At 71.9% G+C, this 12,268-nt stretch carries 14 protein-coding genes; 5 read left to right on the forward strand and 9 right to left on the reverse strand.

What is annotated here, in order from left to right; translation table 11 throughout:
* The first annotated feature begins 333 nt into the window (after positions 1 to 333).
* Together ABEA33_RS13860 and ABEA33_RS13865 are read left to right on the forward strand one after the other, a co-directional pair.
* Complete coding sequence (locus ABEA33_RS13860) at positions 334 to 837, forward strand: SigE family RNA polymerase sigma factor (RefSeq protein WP_345527379.1); 504 nt, start codon at positions 334 to 336, stop codon at positions 835 to 837.
* Positions 834 to 1,877, forward strand: coding sequence for a hypothetical protein (locus ABEA33_RS13865; RefSeq protein ID WP_345527381.1), 1,044 nt, complete (start codon positions 834 to 836; stop codon positions 1,875 to 1,877). The genes ABEA33_RS13860 and ABEA33_RS13865 overlap by 4 nt, the downstream gene beginning before the upstream one ends.
* Positions 1,878 to 1,884: 7 nt before the next feature.
* Here ABEA33_RS13865 and ABEA33_RS13870 read toward each other — a convergent pair whose 3' ends face one another.
* Together ABEA33_RS13870 and ABEA33_RS13875 are read right to left on the reverse strand one after the other, a co-directional pair.
* Positions 1,885 to 2,100, reverse strand: a complete 216-nt coding sequence (locus ABEA33_RS13870; RefSeq protein WP_345527382.1) for a VOC family protein — start codon at positions 2,098 to 2,100, stop codon at positions 1,885 to 1,887.
* Between the two features lie 131 nt (positions 2,101 to 2,231).
* A complete protein-coding gene (locus tag ABEA33_RS13875; RefSeq protein WP_345527383.1) occupies positions 2,232 to 2,906 on the reverse strand; it encodes an RDD family protein in 675 nt (224 codons plus the stop codon).
* 32 nt (positions 2,907 to 2,938) lie between these two features.
* On the opposite strand from ABEA33_RS13875, the gene ABEA33_RS13880 reads away from it, so the two are divergent.
* Entirely contained in the window at positions 2,939 to 3,934 is a 996-nt protein-coding gene (locus ABEA33_RS13880) for a stage II sporulation protein M (RefSeq protein ID WP_345527384.1), read from the forward strand.
* Between the two features lie 13 nt (positions 3,935 to 3,947).
* Here the strand turns inward: ABEA33_RS13880 and ABEA33_RS13885 are convergent, their stop codons facing one another.
* From ABEA33_RS13885 to ABEA33_RS13915, 7 genes are all read right to left on the reverse strand, one after another.
* A complete protein-coding gene (locus ABEA33_RS13885) occupies positions 3,948 to 5,234 on the reverse strand; it encodes a DUF58 domain-containing protein (RefSeq protein WP_345527385.1) in 1,287 nt (428 codons plus the stop codon).
* Positions 5,235 to 5,254: 20 nt separating this feature from the next.
* Positions 5,255 to 6,223: an AAA family ATPase gene (locus ABEA33_RS13890; protein WP_345527386.1), complete on the reverse strand. Its 969-nt coding sequence runs from the start codon at positions 6,221 to 6,223 to the stop codon at positions 5,255 to 5,257.
* A complete protein-coding gene (locus tag ABEA33_RS13895; protein WP_345527387.1) occupies positions 6,220 to 7,362 on the reverse strand; it encodes a DUF4350 domain-containing protein in 1,143 nt (380 codons plus the stop codon). The genes ABEA33_RS13890 and ABEA33_RS13895 overlap by 4 nt, the downstream gene beginning before the upstream one ends.
* Positions 7,359 to 7,982, reverse strand: a complete 624-nt coding sequence (locus ABEA33_RS13900; RefSeq protein WP_345527388.1) for a DUF4129 domain-containing protein — start codon at positions 7,980 to 7,982, stop codon at positions 7,359 to 7,361. Before ABEA33_RS13900 ends, ABEA33_RS13895 begins: the two co-directional genes overlap by 4 nt.
* On the reverse strand, positions 7,979 to 8,929 hold the full coding sequence (locus ABEA33_RS13905) for a hypothetical protein (protein WP_345527389.1): 951 nt from the start codon (positions 8,927 to 8,929) through the stop codon (positions 7,979 to 7,981). The genes ABEA33_RS13900 and ABEA33_RS13905 overlap by 4 nt, the downstream gene beginning before the upstream one ends.
* A gap of 207 nt (positions 8,930 to 9,136) precedes the next feature.
* Positions 9,137 to 9,640, reverse strand: a complete 504-nt coding sequence (locus ABEA33_RS13910; RefSeq protein ID WP_345527390.1) for a carboxymuconolactone decarboxylase family protein — start codon at positions 9,638 to 9,640, stop codon at positions 9,137 to 9,139.
* The gene (locus ABEA33_RS13915) at positions 9,637 to 10,770 is read right to left on the reverse strand and encodes an NAD(P)H-dependent amine dehydrogenase family protein (protein ID WP_345527391.1); all 1,134 of its coding nucleotides are present in this window, start codon (positions 10,768 to 10,770) and stop codon (positions 9,637 to 9,639) included. Before ABEA33_RS13915 ends, ABEA33_RS13910 begins: the two co-directional genes overlap by 4 nt.
* Positions 10,771 to 11,289: 519 nt before the next feature.
* On the opposite strand from ABEA33_RS13915, the gene rpsJ reads away from it, so the two are divergent.
* Together rpsJ and rplC are read left to right on the forward strand one after the other, a co-directional pair.
* Positions 11,290 to 11,598 (forward strand): 30S ribosomal protein S10, encoded by a 309-nt coding sequence (gene rpsJ / locus ABEA33_RS13920; protein ID WP_008360994.1) that lies wholly within the window; start codon positions 11,290 to 11,292, stop codon positions 11,596 to 11,598.
* A 10-nt stretch (positions 11,599 to 11,608) separates the two neighbouring features.
* Entirely contained in the window at positions 11,609 to 12,268 is a 660-nt protein-coding gene (gene rplC / locus ABEA33_RS13925; protein WP_345527393.1) for a 50S ribosomal protein L3, read from the forward strand.

The following is a 12,268-nucleotide window of genomic DNA, read 5'->3' on the forward strand; positions in this document are numbered from 1 at the left end:
TTTGTAACGCAGGTCACATTTCAATGGGAACGCTCCCATGGCTGAAAGTTAACCACGTCACGTGGGGCCGGCGCCGCAGGATCTCCAGGTTTGTTACCGGAGCGTGACGGCCTATCTGCGCCAGCGTTCTGACGCTCGGTCGGTCCGACCGGGTGCCGTGATCGCAGCAGAAGTGCGGGCGGGATCGACCGTCGGCGCGGATCGACGGCATTTCTCTCGGTCTAGACCACTGCTCGCCTCCGGTCGCACCGGGGTTCTGACCGGGTCTCAACCTTTCCGCCGTCGGGATGCTCTTCTACTTCTGACAGCACCGACAGGTCGGAGGGTGGCGGCGTGGCAAGCACGCAGATCGGGTTCAGCGAGTTCATGGCGGCTCGCTGGGGGCCGCTGTACCGCACCGCCTACCTGCTGACGGGTGACCGGCACGAGGCCGAGGACCTGCTGCAGGGGGCGCTCGCCCGCACTTGTGTCCGGTGGGACTCGATCCGCGACAAGGGTGCGGCCGATGCCTACGTACGGCGCGCGATGGTGCACGCCGCCTCTCGCCAGTGGGGCAAGCGCGGCCGCGAGGTCGTCACCGACGAGGTGCCCGACCTCGGCCACTTCGGCGGGCTCGACGTCCGGGCCGACCATCTCGCGCTGTGGGCGGAGATCCGCAGGCTGCCGCCGCGGATGCGCGCCACCCTGGTGCTCCGCTACGTCGAGGACCTGACCGAGGCGGCCACCGCGCACGAGCTCGGCTGCTCGGTCGGGGCCGTCAAGAGCCAGACCCACCACGCCCTGAAGCGGCTCCGGGCCGCTCTGCCCGACCTACAGCTCGCCGAGGAGACGTCATGAGCGCGACCGAGATCCGAGAGACCCTGAAGGCCGTCCGCGACGCGGCCGTCGTGCCGACCGTCGACCGGGTCGCCTTCGCACGACGCGTCCGCGCCGAGCGCCGCCGTCGTACGGCGGCGCGGGCCGCCGCCGCAACGGCCGTCGCCGCCAGCGTGGCGGCGGTCGCGGGCGTGAGCGCGTCCGTCCTGCCCCGCGACCCCGCGCCCCCGACCTCGGTGGCGGCGGCCGCGGTCGCGGACCCGGAGCAGCTGGTCGGGTTCGTGGTCGACGGGCATCTGGTCGTCGGCGGGTCCGGCGGCTACCACGTGACCAGCGTGCCCGCTCGCAACGTCCTCGGCGTCGTCGATGAGCTGCTGGTGCTGACCGACGGGACCGGTGCCCTGGTCGGCGTCCCGGTCGCGGCCGACGGCACGCCGGGTCCCGAGCGGCGACTGCTGCCCGGCGCCGTCGCCTACGCCTGGCTCGACCGGGGCGACGGCACCGTCTACGTCGTCGACGAGCTCGGGCGGCTTCGCTCCTGGCGCCCGGGCGATGGGCGGTGGACCACCCAGCCGTCTCCCCAGGCCGACCTGTACCTCGTCGACAGCGGTCACCAGGTCGAGTCCGGCCCGGGTGGTGCGACCCTCGTCGCCGACGGACTGCGGCGCGCACTGCCCTCCGGCGGCGGCATCACCGGAGGCGGGCTCGCCGGATCGGTCCTGGCGTGGGAGACGACGCGCCAGCTCCGGTTCTACGACGCCGACACCGGCCGGCGCCTGGCCCGCGTCCCGGGTCAGTGGAGCGGGGCTCTGTCGACCGACGGGAGGTCGTACGCCGGCAGCCAGGACGGCCGGGTGAGTGTCGTCGACACCCGAGACGGCGCCGTGACCGACGTGAGCGGTCCCGCCGGCCTCGACGGAGTCGCGTGGACCGGCGACGCGACCTTCGTCGGCCGGGAACGCACGGCCGACGGCGCGACCCTCTGGGAGTGCCGGGCGGACACGCTGTCGTGCACCCGGCTGTACGCCGACCCGTCCGGCACCCTCCAGCTGCACTCCTGAGTGTCGGTCAGGCGATGTCCGCGGGCGAGAACTCTCGGGGCTCGACCAGCACGATCCGGTTGCCGGAGTCGTCGCGGCACAGCGCCTCGACGCCGTACGGCCTCTCCTCGGGATTCTGGAGGAACTCCACGACCTTGGCGCCGAGCTCCTCGTACGTCTTCTGGCAGTCGTCGACGTTCATCCCCAGACCGTTGAGACCACCGTCGGCCTGAGCGCGGTTCATCGCCGCGCGGCGAGCCGGCGTCGTAGCTCGGCCTCGCGGGCGAGCCGGGCGCCGTCACGGTCGCGGCGTGCCGCGATCACCGCCGCGAGGTACGCCTCCGACGGAGTGCCGGGCGGTGGCGCGGGGGCGACTTACTCGCTGACGGCGATGGCGAGCCGGTCGCCGATGGCGGCTCGGGATGCCGGGTCGATCTGCGGCAGCCGCCCGAGGAACTGGCGTACTGCGAGCGCGAGGCCGGTCGGCAGGGTGGCCATGTCGGCCTGTGCCGCCCACGCCACCAGGGGCGGGGGCATGGCGGCGGGGAGCGGCAGGTTGAGCCGGACCCGGTCGCGGACGACGTACGTGCCCGCGGCGTAGTCGCCGAGACGCTTGCCGCGCGGGCTGATCAGTGCACAGAAGAACGCCGGTCCGCCGAAGAACGCGTAGATCTCGACGACGCCGACCAGTGCCCGCACGAACGCGTGCTGGAAGGAGATCGGGCCCGCGTCGTCGCGGACCGCACGCAAGCCCATGGCCAGCTTGCCCAGCGACTTGCCACGGGTCAGCGTCTCGATGGTCGTCGGGAACACGACGAGCGACACGATCACCGAGGCGAGCATGGCGACCTGGACCAGCGCCTCGTCGGCCTGCAGGGCAGCGATCACCAGCCCGACGACCAGCGCGACCAGGAGGCTGAAGCAGGCGATGACGTCGATGAGTCCCGATGCGATGCGGGAGCCGAGGGTGGCCGGTGGCAGGTCGAGGGCCACCGCCTCGCCGGTGACGAGGTCGTCGGTGGTGAGCGTCGCAAACTCCGGGGTCGCCATCGCGGACATCCTAGGAGTCCTAGGCTCTGCGCATGGACCTCGACGCGTACGTCGCGGCGCACCTCGCCGAGTGGCGTCGGCTCGACGAGCTCTCGCGCCGCCGGCGGCTGTCGGGTCCGGAGTCGGACGAGCTGGTCGAGCGCTACCAGCAGGTCGCGACGCACCTCTCCGTCGTACGCACGTCCGCGCCCGACGCCACCCTGGTGGCCTACCTCTCGACGCTGCTCGCCCGAGCCCGCAACCGTGCGACCGGTGCCCGCACCGGCACCTGGCGCGGGGTCCAGCGGTTCTTCGTCGACCGGTTCCCCGGGGCGCTGTACCGCCTGCGCTGGTGGTGGGTGGGCACGCTGGCGGCCAACGTCGTGGTGACCGGGGTGATGATCGCGTGGCTGCTCGGCCACCCCGCCGTCGAGCAGAGCCTGCTGTCGCCCGCGGAGGTCGACCAGCTGGTCTCCCACGACTTCGAGGACTACTACAGCGAGTACGCCGCCAGCCACTTCGCGGCCCAGGTCTGGGTCAACAACGCCTGGGTCGCCGCGCTCTGCATCGCCCTCGGCGTGCTCGGGCTGCCGGTCATCTGGCTGCTGTTCCAGAACGTCGCCAACCTCGCGATCATCGGCTCGATCATGATCCGCCACGACCACGGTGCACACTTCTTCGGTCTGATCCTGCCGCACGGGCTGCTCGAGCTGACCGCCGTCTTCGTCGCCGGCGGCACCGGGCTCAAGCTCTTCTGGTCCTGGGTCGAGCCCGGTGAGCTGACCCGCACCCAGTCCCTGGCCCGCGAGGGCCGCACCGCGGGCACGATCGCGCTCGGCCTGATCGCGGTGCTGCTCGTCAGCGGGATCATCGAGGCGTTCGTGACGCCGTCGCCGCTGCCCACCTGGGCTCGCGTCAGCATCGGGCTGATCGCGGAGGCGGTGTTCTTCGCCTACGTCTTCGTCCTGGGTCGCAGTGCCTTCGGCCGTGGGCAGACGGGCGACCTCGACGCGGCCCTCCTCGAGGACCGGGTGGCCACCCAAGCCTGACCGTCTCAACCCGTCAGAGGAGGCCGCGAGCCTTCAACCCCAGGTAGTGGTCGGCGAGCGCGGGCGGGAGGTCGTCGGCGTCGACGACGTCGACCCCGAGCGCGCGCAGCATCTCGGCGGTGTGGCGGCGGCGGCCGATGACCTGCTCGGCGGCCGCGGCGTCGTACACCTCGTCGAGGGTGGCCAGGGTCCCGGTGAGCTGCTCGAGCTCCGGATCGCGCACCGATGCCAGCACCACGCGGTGGTGGCGCGTCAGCGCCCCCAGCACCGGCAGTAGGCCCTCCTCGACAGCGGACGGCTCGAGCGGCGTCAGGAGCACCACCAGCGCGCGCTGGCGGCCGAGGCCGTTGACGGCGCCGGCCAGCCCGGTCCAGTCCGCCTCCGCGATCACCGGGTCCAGGGTGGCCATCGACTCCTGCAGTCGGGCGGCGATGTCACGGTTGCCCGCGAAGCGGAGCCGGCTGCGCACCCGCCGGTCGCCGGCGACGAAGTCGACGCGGTCGCCGGCTCGGGTCGCCAACGAGGCGAGCAGCAGAGCGGCGTCCATCGCGGAGTCCAGGCGGGGTACGTCGCCGACCCGCCCGGCCGACGTACGCGATGTGTCGAGCACCAGCACGACCCGGCGGTCGCGCTCCGGCTGCCAGGTGCGTACGACGACGCTGCGGCTGCGGGCGCTCGCGCGCCAGTCGATCGAGCGGACGTCGTCGCCCTGGACGTACTCCCGCAGCGAGTCGAACTCGGTGCCTTGGCCGCGGACGCGGACGGCTGCGCGACCGTCCAGCTCACGCAGCCGTGCCAGCCTGCTCGGCAGATGCTTGCGGGAGTCGAACGGTGGCAGCGCCCGGACCGCGCCGTCGACCGGCCGGGTGCGTTGCCGCGCTGCGAGTCCCAGTGGCCCGCGGAGCCGGACGGTCACGCCGACTGCGCGCAGGTCGCCGCGCCGGCGCGGCAGCAGGGCAGTGGTCAGCACCACCCGGTCGCCGGGCGCGAGGGAGATCCGGTGCCGGTTACCGGTGGCGCCGGCCGTCGGCTGCCACGCGTCTCGGACGACGCCGGACAGCCGCCGGCGTGAGCTGTTGGTGGCGACCAGCGACGTCGCCGTCGGGTCGCCGAGCCGGACCGAGCCCACCGGAGGGCGCTCCAGCGAGAGCGCGGCAGGCACCGGGGCGAGCAGCAGGTCGACGCCGACCAGCAGCAGGACCGCGAGCACCCACAGCCACATCGTGCTCATCTCCGGGCGCAGCAGGACCGCCCCCACTCCCAGCAGGAGCAGCAGCGGGACGCGGCCGGAGATCGACACGATGACCTACTTCCTGGGACCTACCGGGGGACCGGCACCGAGCCGAGCGCGGACGCCAGGACCTGGGCGACCTCGACGCCCTCGAGCTCGGCCTCCGGACGCAGGCCCAATCGGTGCACGAGCGTCGCGTGGGCAAGTGCCTTGACGTCGTCGGGAGTGACGAAGTCGCGACCGGTCAGCCAGGCCCAGGCGCGAGCGGAGCGCAGCAGCGCGGTGGCACCACGGGGGCTGACGCCCAGGCTCAGCGACGGTGACTCCCGGGTCGCGCGGGCGATGTCGACGATGTAGCCCGCGACCTCGGGGCTGACCTGCACCTGGTTGACGGCAGCCCGGCCTGCGGCGATGTCGGCCGCCCCGGCGACCGGTCGTACGCCGGCCCCGGCGACGTCGCGCGGGTCGAAGCCGGCCGCGTGCCGTCGCAGGATCTCCAGCTCCGCGTTGCGGTCGGGGATCGGCAGCACGACCTTGAGCAGGAACCGGTCGAGCTGGGCCTCAGGGAGTGGATAGGTCCCTTCGTACTCGACCGGGTTCTGGGTCGCCGCCACCAGGAACGGCCTCGGGAGCGGCCGCGAGACGCCGTCGACCGAGACCTGTCCCTCCTCCATCGCCTCCAGCAGCGCGGACTGGGTCTTGGGTGGGGTCCGGTTGATCTCGTCGGCCAGCAGCAGGTTGGTGAAGATCGGCCCCTCGCGGAAGCTGAGCTCGCCCTGCCGGCTGTCGATCACCATCGAGCCGGTGATGTCGCCGGGCATCAGGTCGGGCGTGAACTGCACCCGCCGGGTGTCCACCGACAGCGCACCGGCGAGGGTACGCACCAGCAGCGTCTTGGCGACGCCCGGCACGCCCTCCATCAGCACGTGGCCGCCGCAGAGCAGGGCGACCAGCAGGCCGGAGACGGCGGCATCCTGGCCGACGACGGCCTTCGCGACCTCCGTGCGTACGGCGGCCAGGCGCTCGCGCGCCTCCTGCCCGGTGGGGGTGTCACTCATGGTCGGCGTACCTCTCTGTCGAGCTCGGCCAGCTGGTCGGCCAGGGTGATCAGGTCGTGGTCGTTCGCGGGTGGTGCGGCGTGAGGCCCCAGCAGGGCGCCGATGTCGGCGACCGGACGGCCGGTGTGGCGGGCCACGTCGCGGATCAGGGTGTCCGGGTCGGGGTGGCTGCCCAGGCGCAGCCGCTCGGCCGCCCGGATCCGGGCGGCCGAGCGCAGTACGGACGCGGCGTGTGCCCGGTCGCCGGCCTTGCGGTAGAGCCGGCCCCGACTCCGGGTGGTCTCGATGGCCTTCACCGCCACCGGCAGCGGCTCGATGGCCAGCGCCCCGAGTCGGCGGGACCGCCACACGAGCAGGGCGATCGTCGCGATCGCGAGCAGCCAGAGCGCCGGGCGCAGCCAGCGCGGCAGCAGCGTCGCCAGGCTCACGCCGTCGTCGGCGACGAGGTCGTCGAGAGAAGGGACGTACCAGACAAGCCGGTCGGTCTGGCCGAGCAGCCGCAGGCCGACGGCCGCGTTGTCCGCCCGCAGTACCTGGTCGTTGCTCAGGGCCTGTCCGGCTCCCAGGAGCACGATTCCCGGACGAGGCTCGGCGAGCAGGGCGCCGTCGTCGGTCCGGAAGCAGCCGCCGTCGACGGGATAGGCGAAGCCGAAGTCCACGGCGACCGACAGCTCGGCGTACGTCGGATCGGCGCAGTCCGCCTCGACCGCGTCGCCGACCTCGACGCCCATGGGCAACGTGCTGAGGCCGAACGCGTCGGTGGTGCCGGGGCCGGCGTCGACGATCACCAGCCGGCCGGCTGCGGCCCGCTCGACGAGCCGGTCGGTGGTGCTCTGGCCGAGGAGCTCGGTCGAGGTGACCACCACCGTCGTGTCGGCGTCGATGTCGGTGTCGTCGAGGTCGTCGGCGCTGCGGACGACGTCGACCTCGACGCCCTGGTCATCGAGCACCTGGGCCAGGGCGCGCGCGCCGTTGGGGTCCGCGTTCTCGGGATCCAGGTCGGCGTAGCGAGCCGCGCCCTGGCCGGCGAGCACGATGACGGTGAGGACGGCGACGACCAGGCCGAGGAAGATCAGCACCGAGGAACGGTTGATGTGACGGCGGCCGGTGCGCTCCGGCGCCGCGGTCGGGGCGCTCACCGACGACCCGCCAGGGCGTCGTCGAGCGCCAGTACGTCGGCCGCCTGGTCGCGGGTGGCCGGCCGGTCGCCGTACCGGACCGCGTCGAAGAGCTCCGCGGTGCCGGAGACCCGCGTCCGTTGGTCGGGATAGGTCGACGCCAGGGCGTCGGCGACCTCGTGTGCGGTGGCGCCCGGTCGGTCGTCGAGCCAGCCGCGCTCGACCTGCCGCACGGTCAGGGCCCGGAAGCCGTCGACCAACGCCTCGGCGTTGCGTCCTTCGGCGAGTGCCCGCTCGGCGGCTGACCGCAGCTCGGCGGCCGTCACCGCCACGTCCTCGACGACCGGTCCGGATCGACCGGCTGCGCGGGGCGTACGGCGTGCCCGCGACAGCAGCCATGCGAGAGCCAGCCCGAGCAGCAGCAAGGCGACGATCGCTGCGAACGTCGACAGCGGCGGTGCCTTCGACGCCCCGTCGATCGCGCTGCTGATCAGGCGGTCGAGCCAGTTCAGGATCTGCTCGAAGACGTTGCGCTCGTGGTACTCCGGGTGCACCAGTTCGCGGCGCAGCAGGGACCGCGCTTCATCCCCCGAGGGGTCGAGCGGTGGCTCCGAGGTGAGCACCCGCAGCAGGAGGCTCACGAGGTGGTGATCCCCGCCTGCGTCATCAGCTCGACGTCGTACGCCTCCTTGCGCATCCGCTGGTCGAGGTACTGCAGCGACGTCACCGCCGACGTGAACGGGGCGACGAACGCGGTGGCGAGCACCGAGCCGAGAGCGTTGACGACGACGAGCACCAGGACCGCGACGCCCGTGTCGGGGATGGCGAGGCCCGCGACCTGGCCGACGATGGAGAACGGCACGGTGAGGATCTGGGCGGCGACCAGCGTGATGACGACCGTGAGGAGGCCGATCCCGAACGTGCGCCAGAACTGCTTGCGGGTCAGGCGATAGCCGCGGCCGATGGCTGCGAACACGCCGATCCGCTCGATCGCCAGGGCCGGCACCGCCAAGTAGGTCACCCGGATCCAGGTCCAGCACAGCAGGGCGACGAGAGCCGCTCCGCTGAACACGAACCAGATCAGGGCAGCGACCCACCAGTCGATGAGCACGATCAGGAGCACCGAGGCTCCGACGTACCCGCCGAGCACGACCAGCCAGATCAGACCGATGAGCAGCGTCACGCCGACCAGGCGCCACCGAGTGCCGCGGGTAGCTGCCCACGCCTCGGCCAGCGAGAGCCGGCGCCCGACTGCGGCGGCGGCGGCGACGTGAGCGACCATCCCGGTCACGAAGATCATGCCGACGTACTGCAGGACCGTGCCGAGGACGAACGCGCCGCCAACGGCGACGCCGCTCACGATCTCGGCGGTGTCGTCTCCGGACGCGTCGGCGGAGAAGTCCACCGCCAGGGCGACCGCGGCCGTCACGACAACCGGGATCGCCATGGCGAAGGCCGCGACCAGCACGGCCGCGCCGACGGTCGCCTTCGGGTTGAAACGGATGATCCGGAACGCCGCGTCGTAGATGTCGCCGAGTCCCAGTGGCCGCAGCGGCATCGCGCCCGGCTTGTGGGCCGCGCCCAGCATGCCCGGTGCCCACTGCGGAGGTGGGGGACCGGGCGCGTAACGAGGCGCGTAGCCAGGTCCGTAGCCAGGTCCGTAGCTAGGCGGTCTGCCCCAGGTCGGCGGTGGGGGAGGCGGCGGCGGGGTCCATCCGGGTGGCGGTGGCTGGCCCGGGCCACCACCCGGCGGTGGATATCCCTCGGTCCCCGACATGGGCACATCCTGACAGGCTCAGTGCCCCGTCTGTTGCGGTACGGCGTGGCTGGGCAGCACGCAGGCGGCGTCGAGGCCGAGCACGTGGTTGAGGCGGCCGAAGGCGAGCCACGAACCCAGGCACATCGAGATCTCGACGATCTCCCGGTCGCTGTAGTGCGCCTTCATCCGGGTCCAGAAGGCGTCGTCGAGCCCGTGGTGGTCGAGCGCGTACCGCTCGGCGTACTCCGCGGCGAGGCGGGTGCGGTCGTCGAAGTCCGCCGTGGTGCGCCAGTCGGTCACAGCGTCGGCGAAGGTGGCCTCGACCTTCGCCCCGTCGCGCTCGGTGCGCCAGTCCTGGCAGAAGAGGCAGCCGTTGATCTGGGCGATTCGGAGCCTGGCGGCCTCGAACTCACGGAGGCCGAGGGTCGTGTGCTCGTAGACGGCGCCGGCGAACTTCGAGGCCGCCACCCCGATGCCGGGCACCATCTCACCCCACACGTACATGATCGGGTCCTTGTCCTCGGGCAGGTCGATGATCACGGTGTGCTCCTTCCGATGCGGCCGCTCGCGGGGGCGAGAGGTACGTCGAGCCCGTCGTACAGGCCGGGCTCTGCTGCGGTCAGCCAGGGGATGGCGTTGACCAGTCTGTTGGCGGCGGTGGCGTTGCCGCCGGCGGCGCGGTTGTCGCCCTCGTCGGTGGCCTCCAGGCTCACCTCGATGCGGGGGCGGCCCTCGATCACGACGCGGTGTGCGCCGGCGCCGCCGTCGGGCGGCAGTGGCCAGTCGGGGGCGCAGTCGGCCCCGATCCGGGTCACGTGCTCGATCACGATGCGGGGGACGCCGTCGACGACGCCCTGCACCTCGAAGCGGAGCGCGCCCTGAGTGCCTGCCTCGAACAGTCCCATCGCATTGGTGACGTCGACCTCGAGCTGTCGCCGCTCGAGCGTCTCGCGGATCTCGTCCAGCTCGACGCCGAGCGCCCGGGCGATCATCCGAACCTGGCCACCCCACACCATGGTCGGTACGCCGGCCGCCACGATCGGGGGCTCGTAGTCCATCGGCTGGCCCATGCCGACCAGCAGCCGCACCGAGTCGGGCTGGTCGTAGGTCGAGTAGTCGAAGATCTCCTGGCACCGGACCTCGTCGACGGTGCCGGCCATCGCGCTGACGAGCACCGGGAGCACGTCGTTGCCCCAGCCCGGGTCCACGCCGCTGGCGAAGAGCGCGCTCGCACCTTCCTTGGCTGCCGCCAGCAGGGGGCCGGTGAGCTCCGGCGGCGCGCTGCGGTGGTCGTAGAGCGCATAGAGCGCCGGGGTCACGACCACGGCTCCAGCGCTGAGGCACCGTGCGGCGTCGGCTGCCGCGGCGGCCGGCCGGATGTCGCCCGACGCCGTGTAGGCGACGGCTCCGGCCCCGCCGAGCGCCGCGAGGGCCGCGTCGACGTCGGTGGTCGCCGCGACGCCGAGCGAGCGATCCAGACCGGCCAGGTCGCCCGCGTCGCGGCCGACCTTGGCGGGGGAGGAGACGAGCACGGCGGCCAGCTCCAGGCCCGGGTGGGCGTCGATCGACCGGATCGCCGCTCGGCCCATGTTGCCGGTGCCCCAGACCACAACGGGGATCGGGAAGCCGGCACCTTCGGCGGCGAAGTGGAACGCGTTCTCGTTCTGCATGTGGGGACGATAGCCCGGCACGCCTGGTGTCCGCATCGAATCGTTTCCCGGCCCGCTGGTTCGGTAGATTTCGAGACGCGTCGCGCGTTCCCTCGCTTCGCTCGGGTCCGCGCCGACGCTCCTCAATCTCCCCGGCTGAGCCCTCGCCCGTCGCAAGCTCCGGCCGAAGGGCCGGGGAATTTGGCGTGGTGCCGGATCTCTGTCAAGATAGTTCGGTTGCCTCGGCCGGGTTGCCGGGGTGCACCACATCTTGACTATTGAATCGCGTCTCCTGGACAAACTCAGTGGTCTTGGCCTGTGGCCGCACCGAACCGGAGACCCGATCTGCCTGACGAACCGTCAGGCGCCACCAACACCAAGTGCGAGATCCCGGTCTCGTGTTGCGTCTCAACTTCGCGACACGCCCGACCGCGGGGGTCGGAGCGGGCGGGGTGGAGAAGCAGCAGGGAAGGGCCGACTCAAGCCGGAGGACGCTCGCAACACGTACGCGGTACAGATCGAGAAGGACGAGAGAGACCTATGGCGGGACAGAAGATCCGCATCAGGCTCAAGGCCTATGACCACGAGGTGATCGACACCTCGGCGCGCAAGATCGTGGACACGGTTACCCGCACGGGTGCCAAGGTCGCCGGCCCGGTGCCGCTGCCGACCGAGAAGAACGTGTACTGCGTCATCCGCTCGCCCCACAAGTACAAGGACTCCCGCGAGCACTTTGAGATGCGCACCCACAAGCGCCTCATCGACATCATCGACCCCACTCCGAAGACGGTTGACTCGCTGATGCGTCTCGACCTGCCTGCCGGTGTGGACATCGAGATCAAGCTCTGAGGTCGAGGACATGACTTTCGAACGCAACGTGAAGGGGCTGCTGGGCACCAAGCTCGGCATGACCCAGGTCTGGGACGAGAACAACAAGGTCGTCCCCGTGACGGTCATCGATGCCGGTGCCAACGTGGTGACCCTCGTTCGCACCCCCTCCGTCGACGGCTACAACGCCGTCCAGGTGGGCTACGGCGAGATCGACGGCCGCAAGGTGAACAAGCCGCTGGCCGGCCAGTTCACCAAGGCGGGCACCACGCCGCGCCGCCACATCGTGGAGATCCGCACCGCCCTCGCGACCGACTACACGGTCGGCCAGGAGCTGCCCGTCGACACGTTCGCCGCCGGCGACGAGGTCGACGTGACCGGCACCAGCAAGGGCAAGGGCTTCGCCGGCGTCATGAAGCTGCACGGCTTCCACGGCGTCTCGGCGTCCCACGGCGCGCACCGCAACCACCGCAAGCCCGGCTCGATCGGTGCCTGCGCTACCCCCGGTCGCGTGTTCAAGGGCACCCGGATGGCGGGCCGGATGGGTTCCGACACCGTCACGACCCAGAACATCACCGTCCACGCCGTCGACGTCGAGAAGGGCCTGATCCTGCTCAAGGGTGCCGTTCCCGGCCCCAAGGGCGGACTCGTGGTCCTCCGTACGGCCGCCAAGAAGCCGCAGGAGGTCTGA

Source organism: Nocardioides endophyticus, from assembly GCF_039543845.1.
Lineage (GTDB): Bacteria > Actinomycetota > Actinomycetes > Propionibacteriales > Nocardioidaceae > Nocardioides > Nocardioides endophyticus.

Bases quoted from the DNA above. Each gene is read 5' to 3' on its own strand.
- ABEA33_RS13865 (WP_345527381.1), top strand. From the start codon at position 834: ATGAGCGCGACCGAGATCCGAGAGACCCTGAAGGCCGTCCGCGACGCG.
- ABEA33_RS13870 (WP_345527382.1), bottom strand. From the start codon at position 2,100: ATGAACCGCGCTCAGGCCGACGGTGGTCTCAACGGTCTGGGGATGAAC.
- ABEA33_RS13875 (WP_345527383.1), bottom strand. From the start codon at position 2,906: ATGGCGACCCCGGAGTTTGCGACGCTCACCACCGACGACCTCGTCACC.
- ABEA33_RS13880 (WP_345527384.1), top strand. From the start codon at position 2,939: ATGGACCTCGACGCGTACGTCGCGGCGCACCTCGCCGAGTGGCGTCGG.
- ABEA33_RS13890 (WP_345527386.1), bottom strand. From the start codon at position 6,223: ATGAGTGACACCCCCACCGGGCAGGAGGCGCGCGAGCGCCTGGCCGCC.
- ABEA33_RS13905 (WP_345527389.1), bottom strand. From the start codon at position 8,929: ATGCTGGGCGCGGCCCACAAGCCGGGCGCGATGCCGCTGCGGCCACTG.
- ABEA33_RS13915 (WP_345527391.1), bottom strand. From the start codon at position 10,770: ATGCAGAACGAGAACGCGTTCCACTTCGCCGCCGAAGGTGCCGGCTTC.
- rpsJ (WP_008360994.1), top strand. From the start codon at position 11,290: ATGGCGGGACAGAAGATCCGCATCAGGCTCAAGGCCTATGACCACGAG.
- rplC (WP_345527393.1), top strand. From the start codon at position 11,609: ATGACTTTCGAACGCAACGTGAAGGGGCTGCTGGGCACCAAGCTCGGC.